Origin of the sequence: Kitasatospora sp. NPDC097691, from assembly GCF_040302665.1 — a bacterium.
Lineage (GTDB): Bacteria > Actinomycetota > Actinomycetes > Streptomycetales > Streptomycetaceae > Kitasatospora.
In genome coordinates this window covers 1-26,743 of record NZ_JBEORY010000074.1, presented here as the reverse complement: position 1 = coordinate 26,743, position 26,743 = coordinate 1, and the positions used below count along the sequence as shown (strand labels likewise).

The 26,743-nt window shown below is 73.6% G+C and carries 21 protein-coding genes; 9 read left to right on the top strand and 12 right to left on the bottom strand.

Annotated features, from left to right (window positions below):
* Nucleotides 1-147 precede the first annotated feature (147 nt).
* The 5 genes from ABTY56_RS34400 to ABTY56_RS34380 all read right to left on the bottom strand — a co-directional run bounded on the left by ABTY56_RS34400 (nt 148) and on the right by ABTY56_RS34380 (nt 7,922).
* A complete protein-coding gene (locus tag ABTY56_RS34400; RefSeq protein ID WP_350633307.1) occupies nt 148-1,515 on the bottom strand; it encodes a nitrate/nitrite transporter in 1,368 nt (455 codons plus the stop codon).
* The gene (gene nirD / locus ABTY56_RS34395; protein ID WP_350633306.1) at nt 1,512-1,871 is read right to left on the bottom strand and encodes a nitrite reductase small subunit NirD; all 360 of its coding nucleotides are present in this window, start codon (nt 1,869-1,871) and stop codon (nt 1,512-1,514) included. Before nirD ends, ABTY56_RS34400 begins: the two co-directional genes overlap by 4 nt.
* Entirely contained in the window at nt 1,868-4,462 is a 2,595-nt protein-coding gene (gene nirB, locus ABTY56_RS34390; protein WP_350633305.1) for a nitrite reductase large subunit NirB, read from the bottom strand. Before nirB ends, nirD begins: the two co-directional genes overlap by 4 nt.
* The gene (locus tag ABTY56_RS34385) at nt 4,459-5,649 is read right to left on the bottom strand and encodes an NAD(P)/FAD-dependent oxidoreductase (protein ID WP_502893249.1); all 1,191 of its coding nucleotides are present in this window, start codon (nt 5,647-5,649) and stop codon (nt 4,459-4,461) included. The genes nirB and ABTY56_RS34385 overlap by 4 nt, the downstream gene beginning before the upstream one ends.
* Nucleotides 5,650-5,759: 110 nt before the next feature.
* Complete coding sequence (locus ABTY56_RS34380; RefSeq protein ID WP_350633324.1) at nt 5,760-7,922, bottom strand: molybdopterin oxidoreductase family protein; 2,163 nt, start codon at nt 7,920-7,922, stop codon at nt 5,760-5,762.
* Nucleotides 7,923-8,114: 192 nt separating this feature from the next.
* On the opposite strand from ABTY56_RS34380, the gene ABTY56_RS34375 reads away from it, so the two are divergent.
* Entirely contained in the window at nt 8,115-9,239 is a 1,125-nt protein-coding gene (locus tag ABTY56_RS34375; RefSeq protein ID WP_350633303.1) for a uroporphyrinogen-III synthase, read from the top strand.
* Entirely contained in the window at nt 9,239-9,952 is a 714-nt protein-coding gene (locus tag ABTY56_RS34370; protein ID WP_350633302.1) for a sirohydrochlorin chelatase, read from the top strand. Before ABTY56_RS34375 ends, ABTY56_RS34370 begins: the two co-directional genes overlap by 1 nt.
* Before the next feature lie 99 nt (nt 9,953-10,051).
* Here ABTY56_RS34370 and ABTY56_RS34365 read toward each other — a convergent pair whose 3' ends face one another.
* Nucleotides 10,052-12,118 carry a phosphocholine-specific phospholipase C gene (locus ABTY56_RS34365; RefSeq protein WP_350633301.1) on the bottom strand — a complete coding sequence of 689 codons (2,067 nt, stop codon included), beginning with the start codon at nt 12,116-12,118 and terminating at the stop codon, nt 10,052-10,054.
* Nucleotides 12,119-12,293: 175 nt separating this feature from the next.
* Entirely contained in the window at nt 12,294-13,196 is a 903-nt protein-coding gene (locus tag ABTY56_RS34360) for an alpha/beta fold hydrolase (RefSeq protein ID WP_350633300.1), read from the bottom strand.
* Nucleotides 13,197-13,254: 58 nt separating this feature from the next.
* On the opposite strand from ABTY56_RS34360, the gene ABTY56_RS34355 reads away from it, so the two are divergent.
* From ABTY56_RS34355 to ABTY56_RS34345, 3 genes are all read left to right on the top strand, one after another.
* Complete coding sequence (locus ABTY56_RS34355; protein ID WP_350633299.1) at nt 13,255-13,863, top strand: TetR/AcrR family transcriptional regulator; 609 nt, start codon at nt 13,255-13,257, stop codon at nt 13,861-13,863.
* Between the two features lie 108 nt (nt 13,864-13,971).
* Nucleotides 13,972-14,487 (top strand): hypothetical protein, encoded by a 516-nt coding sequence (locus tag ABTY56_RS34350; RefSeq protein ID WP_350633298.1) that lies wholly within the window; start codon nt 13,972-13,974, stop codon nt 14,485-14,487.
* A 158-nt stretch (nt 14,488-14,645) separates the two neighbouring features.
* The gene (locus ABTY56_RS34345) at nt 14,646-15,044 is read left to right on the top strand and encodes a hypothetical protein (RefSeq protein ID WP_350633297.1); all 399 of its coding nucleotides are present in this window, start codon (nt 14,646-14,648) and stop codon (nt 15,042-15,044) included.
* A 77-nt stretch (nt 15,045-15,121) separates the two neighbouring features.
* Here the strand turns inward: ABTY56_RS34345 and ABTY56_RS34340 are convergent, their stop codons facing one another.
* Nucleotides 15,122-15,976, bottom strand: a complete 855-nt coding sequence (locus tag ABTY56_RS34340) for an S-methyl-5'-thioadenosine phosphorylase (RefSeq protein WP_350633296.1) — start codon at nt 15,974-15,976, stop codon at nt 15,122-15,124.
* Nucleotides 15,977-16,194: 218 nt separating this feature from the next.
* Here ABTY56_RS34340 and ABTY56_RS34335 point away from each other — a divergent pair, with 218 nt between their 5' ends.
* Entirely contained in the window at nt 16,195-16,845 is a 651-nt protein-coding gene (locus ABTY56_RS34335; RefSeq protein WP_350633295.1) for a transglycosylase family protein, read from the top strand.
* A 199-nt stretch (nt 16,846-17,044) separates the two neighbouring features.
* On the opposite strand, the gene ABTY56_RS34330 is transcribed toward ABTY56_RS34335, so the two are convergent.
* The 3 genes from ABTY56_RS34330 to ABTY56_RS34320 form a co-directional block, all read right to left on the bottom strand.
* A complete protein-coding gene (locus tag ABTY56_RS34330) occupies nt 17,045-18,856 on the bottom strand; it encodes an APC family permease (RefSeq protein WP_350633323.1) in 1,812 nt (603 codons plus the stop codon).
* 419 nt (nt 18,857-19,275) lie between these two features.
* Nucleotides 19,276-20,919, bottom strand: a complete 1,644-nt coding sequence (locus ABTY56_RS34325; RefSeq protein ID WP_350633294.1) for a multicopper oxidase family protein — start codon at nt 20,917-20,919, stop codon at nt 19,276-19,278.
* A 110-nt stretch (nt 20,920-21,029) separates the two neighbouring features.
* Nucleotides 21,030-21,575 (bottom strand): hypothetical protein, encoded by a 546-nt coding sequence (locus ABTY56_RS34320; protein WP_350633293.1) that lies wholly within the window; start codon nt 21,573-21,575, stop codon nt 21,030-21,032.
* A 266-nt stretch (nt 21,576-21,841) separates the two neighbouring features.
* Between ABTY56_RS34320 and ABTY56_RS34315 the strand changes: the two genes are divergently transcribed.
* The gene (locus ABTY56_RS34315; protein ID WP_350633292.1) at nt 21,842-24,250 is read left to right on the top strand and encodes a collagenase; all 2,409 of its coding nucleotides are present in this window, start codon (nt 21,842-21,844) and stop codon (nt 24,248-24,250) included.
* 85 nt (nt 24,251-24,335) lie between these two features.
* Here ABTY56_RS34315 and ABTY56_RS34310 read toward each other — a convergent pair whose 3' ends face one another.
* Complete coding sequence (locus ABTY56_RS34310; protein ID WP_350633291.1) at nt 24,336-25,232, bottom strand: LysR family transcriptional regulator; 897 nt, start codon at nt 25,230-25,232, stop codon at nt 24,336-24,338.
* Nucleotides 25,233-25,358: 126 nt separating this feature from the next.
* Between ABTY56_RS34310 and ABTY56_RS34305 the strand changes: the two genes are divergently transcribed.
* On the top strand, nt 25,359-26,405 hold the full coding sequence (locus tag ABTY56_RS34305) for a YncE family protein (RefSeq protein ID WP_350633290.1): 1,047 nt from the start codon (nt 25,359-25,361) through the stop codon (nt 26,403-26,405).
* A gap of 132 nt (nt 26,406-26,537) precedes the next feature.
* The coding region (locus ABTY56_RS34300; protein WP_350633289.1) for a YccF domain-containing protein at nt 26,538-26,743 on the top strand (206 nt) is incomplete at its 3' end.

The following is a 26,743-nucleotide window of genomic DNA, read 5'->3' as shown; positions in this document are numbered from 1 at the left end:
GTGGTGAGGACGTGTTGCGGCCGACGCTAACCGCCCGGCCGGAGCACCGCGCGTCGAGGCGGTCCGGCCGTCATACCAACGGCCGAGCCCGACAGCCGGCCCGCCGCGCGCACCCACCGCCCGCACCCGCCCCGGGCCACCTCGGGGTCACCGCCGCCGGAGCCAGACCGCCCAGGTCAGCACCGAGCAGAGCACGTACGCCGCGAGGAACCCGAGGTACGCCGCGTCGCCGTTGTGGCTGGCGAGGAAGGACTGCCGGAACGCCAGGTTCACCAGCACTCCGCCGAACGCCCCGATCGCCCCCGCGAGCCCGATCAGCGCGGCGGAGCGGCGGCGGGAGTCGGCCTCGGCGGCCTCCGGGTCGGCGCCGGCCGCGACCGCCGCACGGGCGACGGCCTGGTAGTGCGCCGGGATCATCTTGTACGTCGAACCGTTGCCGAGGCCGCTGAGCACGAACAGCGCGATGAACCCGGCGAGGAACAGCGGCAGCGAGCCGGCCCGCGAGGCGAGCAGCACCACGCCCGTCCCGGCCCCCATGGCGAGGAAGGTGCACAGCGTGACCACCGCCCCGCCGTACCGGTCCGCGAGCCGGCCGCCGACCGGCCGCAGCAGCGAGCCCAGCAGCGGCCCGAGGAAGGTGAGCGCGGCCGCCTTGACCGGGGTGTCGAAGCGTTCGTGGAACTGCACCTGCAGCACCTGCCCGAAGGCGAAGCCGAAGCCGATGAACGAGCCGAACGTCCCGATGTACAGCGTCGAGACGGCCCAGCCGTACGGATCGCGGGCCACCTCCCGCAGCGCCCGCCCCTCCCCCGACGGACCGGACGAACCGGACGAACCGGACGAACCGCCGGACGTCGTCGCCAGGTTGTCCATCCGCCACCACGCCCCCGCAGCCGCGAGCACGACCAGCGGCAGGTAGAGCAGCGGCAGCAGCCGGGGGTGGGCGACGCCGGCGGTGGCCAGCACCAGCAGCCCGAGCAGCTGGACGGCCGGTACGCCGAGGTTGCCGCCGCCCGCGTTGATGCCGAGGGCCCAGCCCTTGAGCCGGTGCGGGTAGAAGGCGTTGATGTTGGCCATCGAGGAGGCGAAGTTGCCGCCGCCGACGCCGGCCACGCAGGCGACGGCCAGCAGGGTCCCGTACCGGACTCCGGGCTGCAGGACGAGGGCGGCGAGCCCGGTGGGGACGAGCAGCAGCAGGGCGCTGATCACCGTCCAGTTGCGCCCGCCGAAGCGGGCGACGGCGAAGGTGTACGGCAGTCTCAGCAGGGCGCCGAGTGCGGTCGGGAGGGCGGTGAGGGTGAACTTCCCGGCAGTGTCGATGTGGTATTCGGGGCCGAGGAAGAGGACGAGGACCGACCAGAGGCTCCAGACCGAGAAGCCGATGTGCTCGGAGAGCACGGAGAACACCAGGTTGCGGCGGGCGATCCGGGCGCCGGTCCGCGACCAGAACTCCTCGTCCTCCGGGTCCCAACCCGCCAGCGGGGCGGGCTTTCTCGCGTCGAGGACCGTGGTCATTCGCCACCTCCGGACATGGCCACCCGCACCGGCCAGCGCCGCAGTACGGCGGGGGCGCCGTCGGGCGTGGTGTCCTCGTCCAGGCAGCGGCCGTCGGTGAGGTCGTAGACCTGCTTGTACATCGGCGAGATGAGCGTCGGCCTGTCGCCGCGGCTGCCGAGCAGGCCCCGGGAAAGGACGGGCGCGCCGCTGAACGGGTCGAGGTTGTCGACGGCGTAGAGCGTTCCGGCGCGGTCCCGGAAGAGCGCGATCTGGCCGGTCGCCGGGAGCAACACCGCGACGCCGCGGCCGGGTTGCAGGTCGGTGAGGGCGCAGACGGTCTGCCAGCGGGCGCCGTCGTGGATCTGTACGGTCACGGGGTGAGCACCTCCAGTCGGGTTCCGGCGACGAGCACCGGGGAGTCGAGGGTTCGGCCGGCCTCGCCGGGGCGGGCGGGGCGGATCTGGCCGCGTTCGGGGACGAAGGTCACGGCGGGGTCGGGGGTTCCGGGGGCGTTGACGAAGGAGGAGAAGCGCCGCAGCCGCTCGGGGTCGGCCAGCGTCTCGGCCCATTCGTCGCGGTAGCCGCCGATGTGACGCTCCATCAGGTCGTCCAGTTCGGCGGCGATGCCGAGCGAGTCGTCGACGACGACGGCCCGCAGGTGGTCGAGGCCGCCGTCCAGCCGCTCCAGCCAGACCGAGGTGCGCTCCAGCCGGTCGGCGGTGCGGATGTAGAACATCAGGTAGCGGTCGATGGTGCGGATGAGGGTCTCGCGGTCGAGGTCGGCGGCGAGCAGGTCGGCGTGCCGTGGCGTCATGCCGCCGTTGCCGCCGACATAGAGGTTCCAGCCGGCCGAGGTGGCGATGATGCCGAAGTCCTTGCTCTGCGCCTCGGCGCACTCGCGGGCGCAGCCGGAGACGGCGGCCTTGAGCTTGTGCGGGGAGCGCAGACCCCGGTAGCGCAGTTCGAGTTCGATGGCGAGGGCGGTGGAGTCCTGGACTCCGTAGCGGCACCAGGTCTCGCCGACGCAGGACTTCACGGTGCGCAGCGACTTGCCGTAGGCGTGCCCGGACTCGAAGCCGGCGTCGACCAACTTGTTCCAGATGACCGGGAGTTGGTCGACGGTCGCGCCGAACATGTCGATCCGCTGGCCACCGGTGATCTTGGTGTAGAGGCCGTGGTCGCGGGCGATCTCGCCGATCGCGATCAGGCCCTCGGGGGTGATCTCGCCGCCGGGCACCCGGGGGACGACCGAGTACGAGCCGTTGCGCTGCAGGTTGGCCAGGAAGTGGTCGTTGGAGTCCTGCAGGGCGCCCTGCTCGCCGTCCAGGATGTGACCGTTGCCGAGGCTGGCGAGGATGGAGGCGACGGTCGGCTTGCAGATCTCGCAGCCCTCGCCGCCGCTGCCGTGCCGGGCGAGCAGCTCGGAGAAGCCCGCCACCCCGGTGACCCGGACGATCTCGTACAACTCGGCGCGGGTGTGGGCGAAGTGCTCGCACAGGCCCTTGACGGTGCTGACCCCGGCGGCCTCCAACTCCTCGGTGACGACGGTGCCGAGCTGCTTGAGGCAGCTGCCGCAGCCGGTGCCGGCCCGGGTGCACTTCTTGACGGCGGCGACGCTGTCGCAGCCCTGGTCGCGGACGGCGGCGCGCACCGCGCCCTGGGTGACGTTGTGGCAGGAGCAGAGCACCGCGTCGTCGGGCAGCGCGACCGCCCCGGCGGAGGCGAACCCGGCGGGCAGGACGAGCTGTTCGGGGGCGACGGTGAGCGGCTTGCCGCCGACGGCGAGCGGGCGCAGGGTGCCGTAGCCCTCGGTGTCGCCGACCAGGACGCCGCCGAGCAGCGCGCCGTCGGCGCCGATGACGAGCTTGCGGTAGACGCCGCTGCGGCTGTCGCTGTAGAGCACGTCGAGGGCGCCCTCGGCGGTGCCGTGCGGGTCGCCGAAGCTGGCGACGTCCACGCCGAGCAGCTTGAGCTTGGTGGAGGTGTCGGCGCCGGTGAAGCCCTCGCCCGCCCGCTCCGCGAGGGTGCGCGCCGCCGTCTCGGCCATCTGGTAGCCGGGGGCGACCAGGCCGTAGACCCGGCCGTCGACGGCCTGGGCGCACTCGCCGATGGCGAGGATCGCCGGGTCCTCGGTGCGGCAGTGCGCGTCGACCACCACTCCGCCGCGCGGGCCGACCGGCAGTCCGCACTCCCGGGCGAGCTGGTCGCGGGCGCGCACGCCGGCCGAGAACACCACGAGGTCGGCGGGCAGTTCGCGCCCGTCGGAGAGGGCGAGGCCGCGGACGGTGCCGTCCGGGCCGGTGAGGACGCCGCTGGCGCCGGCGCCGGTGTGGACGGTGACGCCGAGTTCCTCGATCTTGCGGCGCAGGGCCGCGCCGCCGCCGTCGTCGACCTGGACGGCCATCAGCCGGGGCGCGAACTCCACCACGTGGGTGTCCAGTCCGCCGGCCCGCAGCGCGCCGGCCGCCTCCAGGCCGAGCAGTCCGCCGCCGACGACGATGCCCGTCCGGGCGGCCACGGTGTCGGCGCGGATGGCGTCGACGTCCTCGATGGTCCGGTAGACGTGGCAGCCGGCGGCGTCGGTGCCGGGCACCGGCGGCACGAAGGGCACCGAGCCGGTGGCCAGCACCAGGACGTCGTAGCGGACTTCCGAGCCGGAGCGGGTGCGCACCAGCTGCCGTTCGCGGTCGATCGCGGTGGCCGGGTCGCCCAGGCGCAGGTCGATGCCGTGCTCGGCCGGGAAGCCGGCGGGGCAGAGTCCGAGGTCGTCGGCGGTGCTGCCGGAGAACAGCGCGCTGAGGTGGACCCGGTCGTAGGCGGGCCGGGGCTCCTCGGCGAGCACGGTGACCCGCCAGGCAGCCGCGGCCGGCTGCTCGGTCCAGGCCTCCAGGAAGCGCTGGCCGACCATGCCGTGGCCGACCAGGACGAGATCCCGGACAGTGCGGTCGCGGTCGTCAGGGGTCATCGCGCTACTCCAGTCATGGCAGTTCCTCGGGTGAGCAGGTGCAGGGGGTGGCCGGCGAGCGTGCCGCCGTCGGCGAAGGCGCCGGCCAGCGCGTCCACGGTGGCCAGGTCGCCGAGCAGGATGGCGCCGACCAGCCGGTCGCCGCGCAGGACGAGCTTCTTGTAGCTGCCGCGGGTGGCGTCGGTGAGCCGCAGGACGTCCAGGCCGGGGTCGAGGGTCTCGTCCACGGTGCCGAAGGCCGCGTACTCCAGGTCGCCGGTGCTGAGCCGGGCGCGCGGGCTGGTGCCGGGGTAGCGGGCGTCCGGTTCGGCGCCGGAGAGGCGGCGGGCGAGGACGTCGGCCTGCTCCCAGGCGGGGCCGGCCAGGCCATGGACGGTGCCGCGGTGCTCGGCGCAGTCGCCGATCGCGGACACGTGCGGGGCGGCGGCCAGCCGGTCGTCCACCAGGATCCCGGTGTCGACCGGCAGTCCGGCGGCGTGGGCCAGTGCGGTGCGCGGGCGGGTGCCGCAGGCGAGGACCACCAGGTCGCAGTCCAGCCGGTAGCCACTGGCCAGCTCCACGGCGCCGACCTTCTCGCCGCCGTGCACGGCCCGGGCGCGGTTGCCGGTGTAGCAGTCGACGCCGAGCAGCCGCAGCCGCTCCCGCAGCACGTCGGCCGCTTCCGGGTCGAGTTGACGCTCGATCAGATGTGGTGCCTGGTGGACGATTTCGGTACGGACCCCGAGTGCGGCCAGCGCCCGGGCGGCGCTCACCCCGAGCACCCCGCCGCCGATCACCACCGCCCGCCTGGCGCCGACGGCCTCCTCGGCCAGCCGGGCGCAGTCCTCCAGGGTGCGCAGCGTGTGCACGCCCTCGACCAGGCCGTACCCGCCGGGGCGGCGCAGTCCGCGGACGGGCGGGAGCACCGGGTTGGCGCCGGTGGCCAGCACCAGCTCGTCCCAGGGCTCCACGGTGCCGTCGGCCAGTCCGAGGGTGCGGGCGCCCGGATCGAGGGCGACGACCTCGCAGCCGGGCCGGGCCGTCGCCCCGCCGAGCGGCAGGGCGATCGACTCGGCGTCGTAGCGCCCGGTCAGCACCTCGGCGAGCAGCACCCGGTTGTACGGGGCGCGCGCCTCGGCGCCGTACACGGTGACCGTGCCGGGCCCGCCGAGGGCGCCGTAGCGCTCGGCGAAGCGGGCGGCTGCCATGCCGCCGCCGACGACGGCGATCCTGGGGGCCGCAGGGCCCGCCGGGCTCGCAGGGCTCGTGGGGCTTGCAGGGCTCATCGGGCTTGCAGGGCTTGCAGGGCTTGCAGGGCTCATCGGGCGACCTCCGCTCGTTCGACCCGCATCGGGCCGCCCCCGGCGACGCCGCCCGCCCGCTCGACCCGCACCGCGCAGAGCTTGAACTCCGGCATCCGGGAGACCGGGTCCAGCGCCGGGTTGGTGAGGCTGTTGGCCCGGCCGGCGCCCGCCCAGTGGAACGGCATGAAGACGGTGTCCGGCCGGATGGCGTCGGTGATCCGCGCCGGGGCGACGGCCCGGCCGCGCCGGCTGGTGACCGCGACCGGTTCGCCGTCCGCGATCCCGAGCCGCTCGGCCAGCCGCGGGTGCAGCTCGACGAACGGGCCGGGGGCGGCCGCGTTGAGCTCGCCGACCCGGCGGGTCTGGGCGCCGCTCTGGTACTGGGAGAGCACCCGGCCGGTGGTCAGGAACAGCGGGTACTCCTCGTCCGGCTCCTCACCGGCCGGGCGGTGGGTGACCGCGGCGAAGCGGGCCCGGCCGTCCGGGGTGGCGAAGCGGTCCAGGAACAGCCGCGGGGTGCCCGGGTGGTCCGGCGTCGGACAGGGCCAGAACACCCCGTCCTCGGCGGCGATCCGCCGGTAGCTGATGCCCGCGTAGTCGGCGTCGCCGCCGGCCGAGGCGCGGCGCAGCTCGGCGAAGGCCTGCTCGGCCTCGAGCGGGAAGCCCTCCGCGACGCCCAGCCGGGCGGCGAGTTCGCGCAGTACCCACAGCTCGCTGCGCACCCCCTCGGGCGGGTCGACGGCGCGGCGGCGCAGGATCACCCGGCCCTCCAGGTTGGTGGTGGTGCCGTCCTCCTCGGCCCACTGGGTGACCGGCAGCACGACGTCGGCGAGCCGGGCCGTCTCGGAGAGCACCACGTCCGCGACGACCAGCAGGTCCAGCGCACGCAGCCGTTCGGTGACGTGCCCGGCGTTCGGCGCCGAGACCGCCGGGTTGGAGCCGGCCAGCAGCAGCGCCCGGACGCCGCCGCTCTGCCCGAGGCCGTCCAGCAGCTCGTACGCCGACACGCCGGGGCCGGGCAGGCTCCCGGCCGGGACGCCCCACACGGACGCGACGTGCTCCCGCGCCGCCGGGTCCTCGATCGAACGGTAGCCGGGCAGTTGGTCGGCCTTCTGGCCGTGCTCGCGCCCGCCCTGGCCGTTGCCCTGGCCGGTCAGGCAGCCGTAGCCGCTGTACGGGCGGCCGGCCTTGCCGGTGGCCAGGCACAGGTTGATCCAGGCGCCGACGGTGTCGGTGCCCTTGCTCTGCTGCTCCGGGCCCCGCGCGGTGAGCACCATGCCGGTGTCGGCCTGCCCGAACAGCCTTGCCGCCTCGCGCAGTCGGTGGGCCGGCACGCCGGTGATCCGCTCCACCCGGTCGGGCCAGTGGGCCATCGCCGACTCGCGGGCCTGCTCGAAGCCGTGGGTGCGCCGCGCCACGAACGCGCGGTCCACCAGGCCGTCCGCGATCACCAGGTGGAGCAGGCCGAGGGCGAGCGCCAGGTCCCCGCCGGGGCGGGGCTGCAGATGCAGGTCGGCCAGCTCGGCGGTGCGGGTGCGGCGCGGGTCGACCACGATCAACGTACCGCCGTTCTCCCGCAGTTCGCGGAAGTAGCGGACGGCAGGCGGCATCGTCTCGGCCGGGTTGCCGCCGACCAGGATCAGGCAGCCGGTGTGCGGGATGTCCGCGAGCGGGAACGGCAGCCCACGGTCCAGGCCGAAGGCCCGGCGGTGCGCGGCGGCGGCCGAGGACATGCAGAACCGGCCGTTGTAGTCGATGTTGGCGGTGCCCAGCACCACCCGGGCGAACTTGCCCAGCAGGTACGCCTTCTCGTTGGTGAGCCCGCCGCCCCCGAACACGCCCACCGCGTCCGGTCCGTGTTCGGCCCGGGTCGCGGCGAGCCCGGCGGCCACCCGGTCCAGCGCCTCCGGCCAGCTCGCCGAGCGCAGCGGGGCGCCGGGCCGGTCGCGCAGCAGCGGACCGGTCAGCCGGACGTCCCGGTCCAACAGGGCGGGCGCCGAACGGCCCTTGCCGCACAGCGCACCCCGGTTGACCGGGAAGTCCGGGCGCTCCAGCACCTCGACCGGCACGTCCGTGCCCGGCGACAACCGCATGCCGCACTGCAGCGAGCAGTACGGGCAGTGCGTGTCGGTGGCGGCGGCTGCCACGGCTGCGGCCTTCGGGCTGGTCAACGTCATGCCGAGAAAGGTGACCGTCCGCTGTTTCGCGATCGGGTCGGCGATGTTGCGGGCGCGGTACGCCTCGCTCACGGCACCCGGCCGCCAGGGTGCACGGCCGGACATCTGCCGTAACCGGAGCGGCACTTTCGCTTACCGGCAGGTGACGGCCGGGCAATGCCCTCGTAACACGTGCACCGCACGCTGGCGGGCATGGCAGCAACCCTCACCCCGCCCGGGCCGCTCACCGGCTTCACCGTCGGCGTCACCGCCGCGCGTCGCCGCGACGAGCTCACCGCCCTGCTCACCCGGCGCGGCGCCCAGGTGGTCGAGGCCCCGGTGCTGCGCATCCTGCCGCTCGCCGACGACCTCGCCCTGCGCGAGGCCACCGACCGCTGCCTGGCCGCCCCGCTCGACTACGTGGTGGCCACCACCGGGGTCGGCTGGCGCGGCTGGATGAGCGCCGCCGAGGGCTGGGGCCGGGGCGCCGCGCTCGCCGACGCCTGCCGCGGCGCGGTGGTGCTCAGCCGCGGGCCCAAGGCCACCGGCGCGGTGCGGGCCAGCGGGCTGGGCGAGGAGTACTCCCCCGGCACCGAGGCCACCGACGAGCTGCTCACCTGGCTGCTCGCCCGCCCGCTGGCCGGGCGCCGGATCGCCGTCCAGGAGCACGGGATCCGGCTGGACACCTTCGCCGCGGCGCTGCGCGAGCGCGGCGCCGAGGTGATCTCCGTCCCGGTCTACCGCTGGGCGCCTCCGGAGGACCCGGGTGCGGTGCGCAGACTGCTCGACCAGACCGTCCGCCGCCAGGTGCACGCCCTCACCTTCACCAGCGCGCCCGCGATCACCGCCCTGCTCGCCACTGCGGAGGCCGAGGGGCTGTACGAGGCGCTGATCGACGCCCTGCGCGAGGACGTCCTGCCGGTCTGCGTCGGCACCCTGTGCGCCCGGCCGCTCACCGAGCTCGGACTGCCCGCCGTCCATCCGGAGCGCGGCCGCCTCGGGTCGCTGGTCCGACTGCTGGCCGACACCCTGCCGGGCCGGGCTCGGCGTGAAGTCGCGCTCTCCGGGCAGGTGTTGACGCTGCAGGGGAACGCCGCCCTGGTCGACGGCGAGAGCCACTGGCTCAGCCCGCGCGGCGCGGCCGTGCTGCGGGCGCTCGCCGAGCGGCCCGGCCGGGTGCTCAGCCGAGCCGACCTGCTGCGCGCCGCCTGGCCCGACGCGACGGCCGACGAACACGCGGTGGAGGCGGCGGTCGGACGACTGCGGGCCGCACTGGGGCCGCACGCCGCACTGATCCGCACCGTCCCCAAGCGCGGCTACCGGCTGGCGGCGGGCTGATGGCCCCGGTGGCCCCGGTGCTGCTCGCCGTCGCCCACGGCAGCCGCGATCCGGCAGCCGTCACGTCAACGCGCGCCCTGCTGCGGCTCGTTCGCTCGATCCGCCCCGAACTGGCCGTCCGCTGCTGCTTCCTGGACCTCGCCGAGCCGTCCCTCCCGCGGGCCCTCGCCCGACTCGCCGACCGGCAGCCGATCCTGGTCCCCCTCCTCCTCGGCAGCGGCTACCACGTACGCGTCGACATCCCCGCCGCCCTCGCGGACGCCGGCCTCCCGCACGCCCGCCTCGCCGCCGCCCTCGGCCCGCACCCGCTGCTCGCCGAGGCCCTCGCCGACCGCCTCACCGAGGCCGGCGCCCCGGCGGACGCCCCAGTGGTGCTGGCCGGCGCCGGTTCCTCCGACCCCACCGCGCTCGCCGACACCGCCCGGATGGCCGGGCTGCTGGCCGCCCGCCTCGGCCGCCCGGTCACCCCCGCCCACCTCTCGGCCGCCGCCCCCACCCCCCACCGGGCGGTCGCCGACCTCCGGGCCGCCGGCCACCCCGGGGTCGCCCTCGCCACCTACCTCCTCTCCCCCGGCTTCTTCGCCCGCCGCGCGGCCACCACCGCGGCAGCCTGGACCGGCGCCCCGCTGGCGGCCCACCCGGCCGTCGCCCGCCTGGTGCTGCACCGCTACGACGAGGCCCGCGCCGTCACCGGGCTCCCCGCGGCCGCCTGACCTGCCGGAAGCGGCCGGCCTGGCAGCCGCGGTGCCGAAGGGCGTACGGCCCCCGGCCCGGTGGGCCGGGGGCCTCGTCACGGCCGCAGGAGGGTGCGGTCAGCCGGTGATGCTGGCGGCGCCGGTCTCGATGTGGCCGGTGGCGCGCCGGCTCCAGGCGGGGTCGCTGCTGACGGTGACGGTGAAGTCGTACCAGCCCTGCGCGATGGTGACGGCGTTGAAGTAGTCCTTGACGGTGGCACCGGGGGCGACCTGGTAGGTCCACGTGCCGGTGCGGTAGTTGGTGGCGGTGATGGTGAAGGTGACGGTGCTGGTTCCGGTGTTGGTCATGGCGAACCAGAGCGCGGGCTTCCCGGTGTCCGGCGCAGGCGCGTACGAGGTGGTGGCCTCCGCGGTCCTGCCGGCCGTGGTCGCGTTGCCGGCGAAGCGGCGCAGCGAGCGGTTGGGACCGAGCACGGTGAGGTCGTACTTCCCGTCGCCGAAGCCGGCACCGATGTTGAAGAAGTCGCTCGCCCTGCCGTCGGCGCCGGCGCCGGCGTCGTACGGGGCGACGGTGTACTGCCAGGGGCCGCCGTCGCGGTAGGCGTTGGCGTAGACCGCGTGGTGCGCCCAGGAGGTGGCCTGCGGGCCCTGGTTGGCCATGGTGAGCCAGAGCAGGATCTTGTTGTCGGTGCCGTACTCGATCCGGTCGACCCAGGCGTTGGGCTGGTAGGGCAGCGCGCGGGCGGGCTTGGTACCGGGCTCCTGGGCGGGCATCGCGTTGGTGCCGGGGCTCGGGTTGATCTGCACGTTGGCGGCGGCCTGGCTGATGGTGGCGCTGGTGTCGGGCAGCGCGGGCACGCCGTAGACGGGCCTGGTGAAGTCGAAGGCGCCGGTGAGGTCGCCGCACACCTGGCGGCGCCAGGCGCTGATGTTGGGGCAGACGGCGGGGGTGCCCAGGGCGGCGGTCCAGGTCTCCAGGAAGCGGATGACGCTGGTGTGGTCGTAGACCCGGGAGTCGACCCAGCCGCCGCGGGTCCACGGCGAGACCACGACCATCGGTACGCGGAAGCCGAGGCCGATGTTCGTGCCGCTGTAGAACTCCCCGGCGGTGCCGGCCGGGGCCACCGGCGGGGGCACGTGGTCGAAGAAGCCGTCGTTCTCGTCGTAGTTGAGGAACAGGGCGGTGGAGTCGAAGACCTCCGGGTCGGCCGCCAGGGCCTGCAGCACCAGGTTGACGAAGTGCGCGCCGTTCTCCGGCGGGCCGTCCGGGTGCTCGGAGAACAGCTGGTTGGCCACCACCCAGGAGACCTGCGGCAGCGTGCCGGCCAGCGCGTCGGCCTTGATCGCGGCCGCGATGTCGTCCGGGGTCGAGCCGGTGCCGGGCACCGAGGCCATGCCGCGCTGGGCGAGCGGGCTCGAACTCGGCGCGCCGGTGAACTGGTTGAAGTAGGCGAGGCCGTTGTCGCCGAAGTTGTCGTCGGCGTTCTGGTAGACCTTCCAGCTGACGCCCGCGTTCTGCAGGGCCTCGGCGTAGGTCTGCCAGCGCAGGCCCGACTCGGAGCCGCCGTCGTAGGCCGGACCGCCCGCGGTGGCGCCCGGGTCGATCGTGCCGGACCACAGGTAGGTGCGGTTGGGGCCGGTGGCCGAGAGGATCGAGCAGTGGTACGCGTCGCAGACGGTGTAGGTGTCGGCCAGCGCGTAGTGGAACGGTATGTCCTCGCGGGCCATGAAGCCCATCGTCCGGTCCGACCACTTGGCGGCGATCCAGGAGTCCATCTTCCCGTTGTTCCACGCCTTGTGCTGGGTGGACCAGGAGTGGTCGAGCGAGCCGTCGCACTGCGCCAGCTGCTCGGCGCTGACGCCCCACCACCAGGTGTTGGTCTTGCTGAGCTGCCAGGGGTACTGCCGCCCGCTGCCGTTCGGCTGGTTGAAGACGCTGTTGCCGCCCGCGATCTGGACGGCGGTGCGGTCGCCGAAGCCGCGCACGCCCTTCAGCGCGCCGAAGTAGTGGTCGAAGCTGCGGTTCTCCTGCATGAGCACCACGACGTGCTTGACGTCGCGGATCGTCCCCGTCGTGGCGGCGGACGCGCTCGGCGCGGCGCCCGGCAGAGCCGTGTCGAGCCCGATGGCCGCGCCGAGGGCGGCGGCCGAGCCGAGGAAGGTGCGACGGGTGACGGGTGACACGGGAGGCCTCCGAGAAGTATGGACAACTGCGACGCCGGCGACTGTCCGCTGGCCAGATGGCTACCGATCGGTAGCCGGGTGTCGGACACATGACGCATGGCCGACGATCCGCTGAAAGCATCACGTCTTGATCATGTGGGCCCGCGACGACCACCACACGCCCCGCCCGCCCCGACTACGTCGCGCTCGGCTCCCGCCCCACGGCGCCGATGAAGCCCAACAGCCGCTCGTTGACCACGTCGGGCCGTTCCAGGTTCAGCCCGTGACCAGCCCGGTCCAGGATCTCGGCCCGCACACCCGGGATCAGGCGCGTGACCCGCTCCACCACCCGGCGCGGGCGCAGCAGGGCACTGCGCCTGCCCACCAGCACCAGGGCGGGCAGCTCGATCGACCCCAACTCCTCGTCCGTGAACGGTCGGGCCGCCGGGCGGCCGCCCGGCTTGTAGCCGCGCATGCCGAGCATCAGCGGAGCGATCATCTCGCGCGGCGCACTGAGCGCCGGATTGGCGAGCAGCCGCCCCACCGCCGGACGCAGCGGCCTCGGCGCCAGCATGCCGAACAGGCCGCCGATCATGCCGAGGTAGAACCGCGCGGGGACCTTCTCGATCCCGCCCGGGTCCAGCGGCGCGACCGAGGCGAGCCGTTCGGGCGCGTGGATCGCCTGGTTGAGCGCCAGCCAGCCGCCGTACGAGACCCCGACCAGGTGCACCCGCTCCAGCCCCAGACCGGCGAGCACCTCCCCCAGCCAGGCCGCGTTCTCCTCCGACCCCGCCGCGACGGCGCGCTGCACGCTGCGACCGGGGTCGTCCAGGGTGTCGATCGCGTAGACCGGGTGGCGCTCCCCGAGGGCCGCGACCTGCGGGTACCAGTTGGACGGGTGCCCGGCGTGCCCGTGCAGCAGCACGATCGGCTCGCCGGTCGCCACGCCGTAGCGGTGGACGTGCACGCTCCCGTACGCGGTCTCGACGTCGAACTCCTGCCGCGGACTCGGCCACAACTCCATCGCGCGGTCGTACGCCTCAAGGAACTTCGCCCGAGCCGCCTCACTGACGAAGTGTCCGACGCTGGTCCTGGTCATGATCCCCTCCCGGTTTTGATGGTATGGTTGTACCACAAAAACGTTCGAAGGGAACCCGATGCCCAAGCTGGTGGACCACGAGGAGCGACGGGCCCACATCATCGACGCCCTGCTCCGCTCGGCGGCGAACGACGGCCTCCACTCCGTCACCATGCGCTCAGTCGCCACCGAGGCCGGCATCTCCGTGCGACTCGTTCAGTACTACTTCGACACCAAGGAGAAACTGCTCCTCGCCGCCATGACCCGCCTCGCCGGCCGCATGGGCGAACGCGTCCAGCGCCGCGTCCGGGCGACCGGCGCCGGCACCGACCCACGCGGCATCATCGAGGCCGTCCTGCTCGAAGCCGTCCCCACCGACGACGAGAGCCGCGCCTTCCACCTCATCCACACCGAGTACGCCGTCCTCTCCGTCACCGACCCCGCCCTCGCCGGCCAACCCTTCCTCGCCGCCCCCAACGAGATGGAGGCCTTCCTCGCCACCCACCTCGCCACCGCCCGACGATCCGGCGACACCGACCCCACCCTCGACCCCCACCAGGAAGCCGCCGTCCTCCTCGCCACCTCCGCCGGCCTCGGCCTGAGCGTCCTCCTCGACCAACGCACCCCGGACCAGGCCACCGCCACACTCCACTACCACCTCAACCGGATCTTCCCCACCCGCATGTGAGGGTCAGTCATCCACCTCCCGGCAAGTCGTCCCGTTCGCCCGCGCCCCCGCCCACCCGCTCGTTAACGTGAGAACCAGGACGACACTCGGGCACGGGGGAGCTCTGACGTGACACTCGCGAACTCCGGTGACAGGCCGTGGATGCGGTGGCTGCTGGGTGCGTTCCTCGTGCTGTGTGTGCTGATCACCGTGGGGTGCGTCTGGTGGGGCGTGGCAGGGTTCCTCCGGACCCGCAATCCGCCCGACACCGACGCCACGCGCGCGGAGCGGCTGGCCGGCCTGCGTTTCAGGACGGACGCCGGGTTCGGGCGCTACTACATCCCGGCGGACGTCGTGCTGTCCCGGGCTGCCGACGGGTCGCGGGTCGCCTACCTGCACTACGGGATCGCCGGCGGCGACAATGTCAACGTCGAGGACTTCCTCGACACCTACCGCCTGCCGAGGACCGGCACCCTCGCCCCGCTGCCGGAGGACCTGCGGACCGCGCTGCCCGGCGATGAGCCCGCCGAGGGCGTGCTGCTGACGGAGGGGCAGGCCGGGCGGCAGATCTTCGTGGTGGAGCGGCCCTCCGACACGTTCACCGAGGGCGCGGCCGACGTCTACGTCAGGGCCACCGGTCCGTGAGGAGGCCGCCGCGCATGGCAGGCCCTGGAGAAGGCCGGCGGCACCACGTATGTGCGCACCGACAGTCAAATGACTGATGGCACACGTATGACGTCAACGGGACAGTGGAGGCGCTCCGAGAGCAGACATGCCGGAACCACACCACAGGGGTTGTCACCATGAAGAAGATGTCGGGCACGCTGGCGAGGACGGCCGGGGTCCTGGGGCTCGCCGTCGCCGCGCTGACCACCGTGTCGGCCTCCCCGGCCACCGCGAGCACCTCCGCCACGGCCGGCTGCACTAAGTACTACAAGCTCGACAACGTGCAGGTCCAGGTGGACAACTGCTCGGACGGCTGGGTCTGGATCTACACCGGCGACGGCACCTACTACACGGGCAGCGTCCGCGTCACGGACAGCTTCGGCCACGACCGGGGGGAACAGCGGGCGGACCGGGGCAAGTCCACCGCGAACAAGTACCAGGCGGTCAAGAGCATCAAGATCTGCGGCACCAAGTACCTCGGCTGGGCTCCGCCTCGCCCGTGGTGGACCGACTGCACCAACGAGATCTACGTGTGACCGTCCGGTCGTGATCGCGGAGGCGTCCGTCGACGGTGTCGGCGGACGCCTCCGCTGTCTCCGAAGGCTCGGACGGCTCAGTCGGCGGCCACGCCCGGCAGGCCGGTGGCGACCCCGTCCAGGGCGTGCGAGCAGACGCAGTCCCGCTCGGCGGGCAGGCTCTCCAGCGCCTTGAACAGGACGGTCCGCAGCCGGTCGACGTTGCCCGCGAAGACCTTCAGCACCTCCGTGTGGGTGACGCCCTCGCCGCTCTCCACCCCCGCGTCGAGATCGGTGACCAGCGCGAACGACGTGTAGCAGAGCCCGAGTTCACGCGCCAGCACCGCCTCCGGGTGGCCCGTCATGCCGACCACCGACCAGCCGTTGGCGGTGAACCAGCGGGACTCGGCGCGGGTGGAGAAGCGCGGCCCCTCGATCACCACCAGGGTGCCGCCGTCCACCGGCTCCCAGGCCGCGTCGCGTGCCGCGTCCAGGGCCGCCCGTCGCCCGGTCGGGCAGTACGGGTCGGCCATCGACACGTGCACCACCTCGGGCACGGAGCCATCCGGCAGCGGCAGGCCGTCGTAGAACGTCTGTACCCGCCCCGAGGTCCGGTCGACGAACTGGTCCGGCACCAGCAGCGTGCCCGGCCCGTACTCCGGCCGCAGCCCGCCCACCGCGCACGGCCCGAGCACCTGCCGCACGCCCAGGGAGTGCAGCGCCCACAGGTTGGCCCGGTAGTTGATCCGGTGCGGCGGCAGACCGTGGCCGCGCCCGTGCCGGGGCAGGAAGGCGACCCGGCGCCCGGCCACGTCCCCCACGAACAGTGCGTCGCTCGGTTCGCCGTACGGCGTGTCCACGCGCACCTCGGTCACGTCGTCCAGCAGCGCGTAGAGCCCCGAGCCACCGATCACGCCCAGTTCGGCGCGTGCGGCGCCTTGATCGATCGTCATCGTTCGCACCCTTCTCCGAGGAACGTCCGCGGTCACTCTAGGGCGGTGGGTGAATCGGGGGTACGGCCGGATGGCCGCGGGCCGCCGGGGTGGCGCCGGGCGGCCGTGCGGGTGACCTTCCGGACGTGTCGGCGGCGGAACACCCCACCGGTCTGCGTCGGTGGAAGTGCGCCGTCTCCGGGCGGCGCGTGTCCTGTCCCCGGATCTGAGAGCCGCCCATGCCTCCCACCGCTCGTCTCCGCCGCCTCGTCCCGACCGCGCTCTGCGCCCTGACCGTGGTCCTCGCCGGCGCCCCCGCGGCCCACGCCGCACCCCCGGGCCGCGACGGCGGGTCCGACCCCGGCCGGGCGGACGGCAGCCGGTACGACTGGGACGGCGTGGCGGCCTGCGAGAGCAGCGGCAACTGGCGCGTCAACACCGGCAACGGCTACTACGGCGGTCTCCAGTTCGACCAGCCCACCTGGCGCGAGAACGGCGGCCTCGCCTACGCTCCGCGCCCCGACCTCGCCACCCGCGAGCAGCAGATCGCCGTCGCCCAGCGCCTCGCCGGCCGCCGCGGCCTCTCCCCCTGGCCCGTCTGCGGCGCCCGCGCCGCCCACCGCCACGACCGTGGCGACGCCCTCCCGCCCCCGCCCCCGGCCCCCCACGCCCACGCCCACGCCCACACGTCCGCCCACACGTCCGCCCCCGAACCCGCCCCCGAGAGGGACGGCACCTGGACCGTCCGGGAGAACGACACCCTCGCCGACCTCGCCGAGCGCCTCCGCGTCCCCGGTGGCTGGCCCGCCCTCTACGCCCTCAACCGCAGCACCATCGGCGACGACCCGGACCTCATCCAGCCCGGCATGGTCCTGGATCTCCCCTCCTGACCCCACCCCCTCCCGATCCGCCGCCCACGCCCTCCCCTCCCGGGCGTGGGCGGCGCCACGTGCTCACGGCGTCACGTGCTCGCGCCGCCCCGCCCCCGGGAACGCCGACGGGAACGCCGACGGCCCCCCCGCTCACCGGGAGCGGACGGGCCGTGCAGCAGAGGCGGTCAGGGGCAGGCGCCGAGGCACCTGCCGGGGGTCAGCCGACGTGGACGCGCGGGCGGCGCGAGCGGTCCGGCTCGGCCTCGCGCAGCACCTCGCGGGTGACCGGCGCGACCTCGCCCTGGCCGAACAGGAAGAACCGCAGGAACTGGGCGAAGGGGTTGCCCTCGGTCCACTCGAAGTAGAGGTGCGGCCGCTGGCCGGTGCGGTCCCGGACGGTGAGCGCCAGTGCGGCGATCGCGTTGGGGATGCTGGAGCTCTCCAGGGTGAGCACCCGGTAGCGCCCGTGGAGGACCTCGCCGCGCACGGTCAGCTCGGCCTCGAAGTCGGAGGCGTCGCGGACGGTGACCTCGACGAAGACCAGGTCGTCCTCGCCGGGGATGTCGTTGTCGGCGCGGATCTGGCGGATCTTGTCGCGGTACTCGGCGTTGTCGCGGCGGCTCGGCTCGTTGGCGATCAGCCGCAGCGGGCGGTGCGCGTAGTCCCGGATGAAACGTTCCGCCACCTCGTCCAGGACCACGTTCGTGACCCGCAGCTCGAAGGCGCGGCGCAGCCGGGACGCCAGCGAGACCAGGATGATGCCGGCGATGAAGCAGGCGCCGATCTTCAGACCGTCCGGCCGCTCCATGCAGTTCAGCACGGTGGTGTAGAGGAAGATCGCCGAGATCGCCGCGAAGGCGACGGTCCAGCCGCGCTCGCGCTTGCGGTACGCGGCGATGGTCACCGCGATGGCCGCGGAGCTGATCAGCACCAGCACACCGGTCGCGTACGCGCCGCCCTGGGCGTCCACGCTGGCGTCGAAGATCCAGGTGACCAGGAAGCCGATCAGGGTCAGCACGATCACCATCGGGCGCACCGCGCGCGCCCAGTGCGGGGCCATGCCGTAGCGCGGGAGGTAGCGGGGCAGCAGGTTGAGCATGCCCGCCATCGCGGATGCGCCGGCGAACCAGAGGATCGCGATGGTCGAGAGGTCGTAGACGCTGCCGAACGCACCGCCCAGGTACTCGTGCGCCAGGAAGGCCAGGGCGCGGCCGTTGGCGTCACCGCCGGGCTTGAACTGGTCGGCCGGGATGAGCAGCGTGGTGATGAAGCTGGTGGCGATCAGGAACACGCTCATGATCACGGCGGAGGTGGTGAGCAGCTTGCGGGCACCGCGGATCCGGCCGGTCGGGTTCGCGTCGGTGTCGTCGGGGTCGCCCTCGATGTGCGGCATCACGGCGACGCCGGTCTCGAAGCCGGACAGACCGAGCGCCAGCTTCGGGAAGGTCACCAGGGCCACGCCGACCATGATGATCGGGTTCCCGTGCTGGGCGGTCAGCGCGGCCGTCCAGTCGGTGACCACGTGCGGCGCCTCGATGATCTTCCACAGGCCGACGGCCACCACGACCACGTTCAGCAGCAGGTACGCCCCGACCAGGAACACCGCCAGGCCGATCGCCTCGCTGAAGCCCTTGAGGAAGACCGCGCCGAGCAGCGCCACCAGGATCAGCGTGATCAGCACCTGCTTGCCGCCGAGCATGCCGGTCAGGTGCGGGTTCTCCACCAGGTGCGCGCTCGCGTCGGCGGCGGACAGCGTGATGGTGATCAGGAAGTCCGTCGCCGCGAAGCCGAGCAGGGCGAGGACGAACAGCTTGCCCTTCCAGAACGACAGCAGCCGCTCCAGCATCGCGATCGAGCCCTCGCCGCGCGGGCTCTCCTTGGCCACCCGCCGGTAGACCGGCAGCGCGCCCAGCAGGGTGACGATCACCAGCACGATGGTGGCGATCGGCGACAGCACACCCGCCGCCAGGGCGGCGATGCCCGGCTGGTAGCCGAGCGTGGAGAAGTAGTCCAGGCCGGTCAGGCACATCACCCGCCACCAGCGCTGGCCGACGTGCGCACCGTGCGCGGCGGTGTCCCCCGCCGCCGCGCCCTCGTGCGACGCCTCCGGGCCGCCTGCCGCGTCGGACGCCTCCGCGGGCTTCGCCGCGCTCACGTCCTCCAGCAGCCAGCTCCGCAACCGTATTCGCGCCGACGACGAACCCTCCGTCGCCGTCCCCGTCGAACCCGACGAAACCACGTGACACCTCTTGTTAAAGACCCCGCAAAAGCGCCGTCGGGCGACGGCAGTGCGCCAGGCTATGCGACGGGCGTTAAGGACGTGTCATCGGCCCGCGTTAAGAAAACGTCATGAAGCCGCAGGTCGGCGCGGGTGGCACGGCGCGGCGGGGCGGGAGCCGGGGCGAGGGGGACGTTCCCCGCCCCGGCGTCTCGAAACGTGGACGAGGGTTACGCCCGGTAACCGAGGACGGTCATCATGCCCGTCTCCGCGTGGTACACGTTGTGGCAGTGCACCATCCACAGCCCCGGGTTGTCGGCGTCGAAGTCGACGGCCAGGGTCGTGCCGGGCAGCACGATCGCGGTGTCCTTGCGCGGGCCGTCGCCGGGCAGCGCGAAGCTGTGCCCGTGCAGGTGGACGGGGTGCCACATGGCGGTGCTGTTGCGGAACTCCAGCCGTACCCGCTCGCCCGCGGCCACCGGGTAGCGCTGCGCCGGGTCGTACCTTCGGCCGTTGAACGCCCAGTCGGCCTTGGCCATGCCGCCGGTGAGCTCCAACCGCACCGTGCGGTCCGGGGACTTGGCGGGCAGTCGGACGCTCGGGTCGGCCTTCAGCCGGCCGGCGGTCACCAGCTTTCCGTCCAACTCGGCCGGGCGTACCGAGGCGTCGGGCGCGGCGCCGCCGCCGGTGCGCAACAGGGCGAGCGCGGTGGCGTCCTTGCCCTCGGCGAGCGCGGTCAGCGGGAAGACGCCGTCCGCGGCGGTGACCAGCACGTCATAGCGCTCACCCATGCCGAGCAGCAGCGCCTGGGTGGTGGCCTGTTCGACCGGGAAGCCGTCGGTGTGGGTGACGGTCAGCTCGTGACCGCCGAGGGCGACCCGGTAGGCGGTGTCGCCGCCCGCGTTGATCAGCCGGATCCGGATCCGGTCGCCGGGCTTGGCGGTGAAGGTCTCGGGCGCGGTCGCGAGGCGCCCGTTGACCAGGTGGAACGGGTGGGCGACGTCGCCGGCGTCACCGCCGAGCAGGGGGCTGCGGGCGCCCATCAGCATCCGGGCGGGCCCGGCGGGTCCGCTCGCCGTACCGCCCGCCCCCGTCCCCGGCGCCCCCGACATGCCCGACATCCCGGGCATTCCCGGCATCTCGTGGCCGGAGCCGCCCGAGTGGTCCATCCCGCCCATGCCCTTGGCGAGCTCGGCGAGGACGGCGTCCGGGGTGCTGCCGTCGACGCCGTCCACCCAGTCGTCCAGGACGACGACCCACTCCTTGTCGTAGCGCAGCGGCTCCCTCGGGTCCTCGACGATCAGCGGCGCGTACAGGCCGCGCTCCTGCTGAACGCCGGAGTGCGGGTGGAACCAGTACGTGCCCGGGTGGCCGAGGGTGAAGCGGTAGTCGAAGGTGGCGCCGGCCTTGACGGCGGACTGGGTCAGGCCCGGCACGCCGTCCATGTCATTGCGCAGCGCGAGGCCGTGCCAGTGCAGCGAGGTCGGCTGCGGCAGGTGGTTGGCGAGGGTGAGGGCGAGCGTGTCGCCGACGGTGGCCCGGATCTCCTGGCCGGGCAGGCGGTCGCCGTACGCCCAGCTGCGGACGGTGCGGCCGCCGAGGTCGAGGGTGGTCTCGGTGGCGGTGAGCGCGACCTTGCGCTCCGGGCCGGGGTTGCGCCTCGCCTCGGCGGCGGCGACCTCGGGACCGTTCGGTGCGACGAAACCGGCGGGGGCGGCGGAGGCGGCCGGGCTGCTCGCGCCTCCCGTGGCGCCGTGGTTCACGGACGCGTGGTCCATGCCCTTCATCGAGTCGGACGAGCAGGCGGTGAGCAGGCCGGTCCCGGCGGCGGCGAGCGCGGCGGCGAGGACGGTACGGCGGGTGGGTGTGCGCATGACGGAGTGCACCTCGTGCGGTGGTGGTGTGGGCGTGCAGGACGTCGCGTCGGCCGTTCCGCACGCGGGCGCTTCGCAGCGCGCGCGAGCACGGGACGGCCGGCGCGCGCCTACTGACGCAGCACCGAGAGCCGGGCGAGGAGGATCCGTCCGCCCTCGGGCGGAGGCTGTGCGCGGACGGCCCGCAGCAGACGGGCCCGCACCTCGGCGGCGGCGTCCCCGCCGGAGCACAGCAGCGGGCCGACGACCAGGAGCACCAGGATCCAGCCGGCGAGCACGGCGAGGCAGACCGCCATCGGGTCCATGCCGCCGGGAGCGGAGGGGTCGACGAAGGCAGGGGCAGGGGCAGCGCCGAGGCCGGGGCCGACGTCGGCGGTCACGAACCGCGCGGGCGAGGCCCGGACGGGCTCGGCGGCCATCGCATGGTGGCCCGACGCCTGCGGCGCCGCAGCCGAGTGCGCCCCGACGTCCCCGCGCCCGCCGTGCCCGCTGTGCCCGCCGGCGGCCGGATGGCCGAGCGTGTGCATCGTCACGATGCCGAGCAGCAGTGCGACGAGCAGCAGCAGGCGAGGCGCCCACGGCACCGAGGGGCCGAACGGCCGCGGCTGCGGCTGCGGCTGCGGCTGCGGCTGCGGCTGCGGCTGCGGCTGCGGCATCCTCCGCCTCCCTACCGGGTCCGGTCCGCCTGCGTGTACCCCCGCAGGGTATCCCGAACTGCGGGGGCGGACCGACTCGGAGTCAACTCCGTTCACCCTCTTGGCAGGTGCAATTTCACATTGCTATGTTACGCCTCACTCAACCGAGGGCGGCCCCAACCCCGCAACGCCCGCCCTCGCCCCCTGGCAGTCCCGGCAGTCCCGGGCCGGAACCCACGGCACTGCCGCCTCGCACCGCCCTGTCACTTCCCCCTCCAGGAGATCCGGTGTCAACTTCCCGCGTAGCCCGGCGAGTCCTGCTCGCCTCCGCGATGGCCGTCACCCTCACGCTGCCCACCCTGCAGACCGCCCAGGCCCTCAGCCCCGCCGCCGCGACCCCGGCCCCGATATCGACGCCGGCCTCGTCGACGGTCGCCACGCCCGCCCCCACCCCGGCCGCCGCCGACCAGCGCACCGCCTACGACGACGTCGACCACCTCGGCACCGACACCGCCAAGCCCGGCGCCCCGGCCCCGGCTCCTGGCGGCGGCTCGCTCGGCAGCACGCTCATCCCCGGGCTGCTGCCCGACCACGTCGGCGCGCCCGCGCCGACCGCGGACCAGGTCGCCACCACCACCGCCACCGCGCCCACCACCGGCGCCGGCGTGCCCTGCACCGTCGACGGGCTCACCGGCCTCGGCGCCGACCAGCTCGTCGCGTTCCTCACCGATCCGGCGGTCACCGCCGACGGCTGCCTGAACACGATCCTCTGGACCTGGGACGCCCGTTTCACCACCACCATGGACAACGCCCACGTCCAGGCGGTCGCCGACCGGCTCGCCCGGCTGTCCGCCACCGACGACGGCACCGGGTCCTCGCACGTCTACGAGCTGTGGACGTACCTGCACGCGACCGTCTACCACGCCTTCACCCACCACGAGCTGAACGTCTCCGACCCCGCCACGCTCGGCTCGGTCCAGCGCGCGATCACGGCGTACGCGGGCAGCGCGCACGCCTTCGACCGCACCGACCTCGCCGCGAACATCCTGCGCGAGACCGCCATCACCGCCGGCGCGGACGGCCTGCGCCAGAACAACCTCGGCCTCGCCCGGCGCATCCTCGGCGTGCTCGCCCCCGGCACCACGGTGGCCGACAGCGCCGCCTGGGGCAAGGCCGTCCTCCAGGCGCTGAACCTCAACTACCTGGGCATCTACAACCAGGACCCGGCCTTCCTCTCCGCCGTCGCCGCCGACGCCGACTACCGCGCCGCGTTCCGCGCCTACGCCTCCTGGGGCCACCTCAAGGGCACCAAGAACGCCTGGACCGCCCGCGACGCCGTCGCCGAGTACGGCCGGTTCGGGCAGGTGCCGGCCCTGCACGACGCCACCGTCGCCGACCTCGGCCGGCTGATCGACGCCACCAGGACCGCCTTCGGCGAGTGGTCCGACCCGTGGGCCAAGGCCATCGGCTGGGCCGCCACCTACGGTGTCTGTCACCAGTACGGCGTCTGCATCTCCGACCTGGAGGCGAAGCTCTTCCCGAACACGTACACCTACGACAACGGCGCCATCGAGGTCCGCACCGCCCTCGACAAGGCCACCGTCGACCAGATGTACTACGCGAGCAAGCAGGTCAAGTCCCAGTACTTCCGCGTGCTCGGCACCGACCAGCCGCTCGCCGGGGACGTCAACTCCACCCTGCACATCCACCTGTACGCCTCGCGCGCCGACTACGAGGTCTACCAGCCGATCCTCACCGGCTACAGCACCAGCAACGGCGGCATGTACATCGAGCGCGGCGCCACCTTCTACACCTACCAGCGGCGCGTCCCGCAGGATTCCCAGCTCACCCTCGAAGAGCTGTTCCGCCACGAGTACGTGCACTACCTCAACGGCCGCTGGGCGGTGCCGGGTTACTTCGGCGACCCGCGCTGGTACGCCGACGACAAGACCACCGCGATGGACGAGGGCACCGCCGAGTTCTTCGACGGCTCCACCCGCGACCAGGGCATCCTGGTGCGCAAGTCGCTGGTCCGCAAGCTCGCCGCCGACGAGGCCGCCGGCATCCCCCGGATGACCATCGCCCAACTCCTGCACGCCCGTTACACCGACACCCCGGCGTTCCACTTCTACAACTACGCCGGCACCTTCTTCGAGTTCCTCTGGCAGCAGCACCCCTCGCTGCTCCGCGAGATGTACGGCTACCAGCGCGCCGACGACCCGGCCGGCTTCGACGCCTGGCGCGACCGGGTCGGCGCCGACACGGCCCTGCAGAAGGAGTACTCCGCCTTCCTCGACGCCCAGATCAAGAACGTCGACAACCTGTTCGTCCCGTCGACCTCCTTCCTCGCGAACGGCTCCCTCGACCTCGCCCGGGCCGGCGACGTCCAGAAGAAGTTCGCCGCGGCCACCGGCGCCACGCCCGACTGCAAGGACAACGGCGACCGGACCAACAAGCCGATGCGCTTCGTCTGCACCGGCCGCATCACCGCCAACCTCTCCGACTCCACCGACCCGGACAAGGTCTTCAAGGACATGTCCGGCACGGTGGACTACTTCATCCTCACCCGCACCAAGGACGTCAACGGGGCGAACAACCTCAACGACATGAACTGCAGCTTCGGCACGGTCGACGTCTGGACGGGCGGCAAGGCCGGCACCGCCGACTACACCTGCGAGGGTCCGCTCCGCCGGTAGCCGCCGAGCACCCGGTGGCCACCGGCCGCCGGGGCCTCCGATCACCGGGCGCGGTACGGACAGTGGGATCCGTACCGCGCCCGGCTCACTCCTCCCCCACCCGCCGGACGGCCGCCGCCAGATGCTCGCGGAACCAACGGTGGCCCGGGTCGGCCGAGTTGCGCGGGTGCCAGGCCATCCCCAGCTCCAGCGGGTCGAGTTCGAGCGGGATCGGGAAGGTGCGCAGGCCCAGCGCCGCGACCGTCTCCGGCAGCCACTCCGCCACCCCGAGCGCGACCAGGTCGCTGTCCCGGGCCAGCAGCATCGCACTGGTGTGGCTCGGCACCACCACCGCCACCCGGCGCCGCAGCCCGCGCTCGGCCAGCGCGCCGTCGATCGGCCCGAGCCGCCTGCCGCGCCGCGAGACGCCGATGTGGTCGGCCGCGGCGAAGCGGCGGGCGGTGATCCGCCCGTCGAACAGCGGATGGCCGCCGCGGGCCACGCCGACCAGGGGCGCCCGGACCAGCGGCCGGGTGCGGATCTCCGGATCCAGCTGCCCCAGCACGCCCACCTCGACGTCCACCAGCCCCTGCCGCAGCGCGGGCCCGCCCTCCAGCGCCTCCGGCAGGAACACCACGTCGACCTTGGGCGCCTCCGCACGGATCCGCTCGGTCAGCGGGCCGGCCACCCGGACCAGGACGACGTCGCTGGTCTGCACGGTGAAGGTCCGCTCCAGGTGCACCGGATCGAACCCCGCCCCGGGCCGCAGCACGTTCTCGAAGTCGCGCAGCAACGCGCCCACCTCCTCCCGGAGTTCGAGCGCCCGCGGGGTCGGCACCAGCCCCTGTCCGGCCCGCACCAGCAGCGGGTCGCCGACCGCCCGGCGCAGCCGGGCCAGCGTCCGGCTCACCGCCGCCGGCGAGCTGCCGAGCCGCTCGGCGGCCTTGGTCACGCTGTTCTCCTGGAGCAGGGCGTCCAGGACCCGCAGCAGGTTGAGGTCCATCCGTGGCTCCTGAGCTGCATCTTTGCGTTCCGGTCAACTATCCCGTGCTCATCTTTGCATTGTTCCGCCGCTCCGGGCCGCGGAGAGTGGAGACGTCCACCAGGAAGCCCGCTTCAAGGAGCACCGTTGTCCACCACGTCCCGTTCCCACCTCGCCGGTGACGTCCTCGCCGTCGTCAGCCAGAGCGGCCCGACCGTCTCCTTCTTCGACGCCGCCACCGACCGGCTCCTCGACACCGTCGAAGTCCTCGCCGAGCCGCACGAGTTGTGCTTCGACCCGACCCGGCGCCTGCTCTGGTGCACCAGCGCGTACCACTCCGGCTACTACCACGCCAACGGCGGCCGCCGCACCGAGCTGACCGTGATCGACGCCGACACCCGCCGGATCGTCGAGGTGATCGACCTCGCCCCCGAACACGGCCCGCACGGGCTGGCGCTGGACACCGCCCGCGATCGCCTCTACGTCAGCGTGGAAGGCGGCCCGGACCGTCCCGGCGGCGTCGTGGTCATCGACACCGACGCCCGCCGCCCGATCGGCCGGATCGACACCGAAGCCCCCGGCCCGCACTGGTTCGCCGTCTCCCCGGACGGTCGCACCGGCTTCGCCACCAACAAGGAGGCCCCGTTCGTCTCGATCGTGGACCTCGACAAGGGTGTGCTGACCGCCAAGGTCGAGGTGCCCGGCAGCGAGGGCCTCGCCGTCTCCCCCGACGGCACCCGGGCGTACGTCGCCGGGCCCTACCTCGGCTTCGCCGCCCGGCCCGACGCGACCCCCGGCATCCGTGTCATCGACGCCCGCACGGCCTCGGTCGTCGCCACCCTCCCGACCGGGTCCGCCGCGCTCCCCGTCCACCTCACCTCCACCGGCAAGCTCCTGGCCGGCGAGGTCCGCTCCGCCCCCGACCCCGACTCCCCGCTGGGCCGCCAGCTCCCCGGCCGCCTCACCGTCTTCTCCACCGACGACCACCGGCACCTCGGCTCCGTCGAGGTCGGCCTCTTCCCCCTGACCATCACCTCCTCCCCCGACGGCCGCCTCGCCTACGTCTCCTGCGTCGTCTCCTCCACCGTCGACGTCATCGACCTCGACACCCTGACGCCGGTCTCCCACCTCACCCTGCCCAAGCGCGCCGAACCCGGCGCCCACGGCCTCGCCTACCTCCCGCGCCCCGCCTGACCCACCCCGCACACACCGGGCCCCGCCCCCGGTCATTCCCCCACATGCGACCCCTAAGGGCGTGGACACGCCCGTTCACGGGCATCGACAGGTCGTAGCTGCAGGCACATGCGACGTGAGAAGGTACGACCCATGAAGGCGATCAAGCTCATCCTCAATGTCATCTGGCTCATCTTCTGCGGCATTTGGATGGCGCTTGCCTACGCGGTCGCCGGCATCATCTGCTGCGTCCTGATCATCACCATCCCCTTCGGCATCGCCTCGTTCCGGCTCGCGGGCTTCATCCTGTGGCCGTTCGGACGGACGGCGGTGGAGCGGCCGGACGCCGGGGCGGCGTC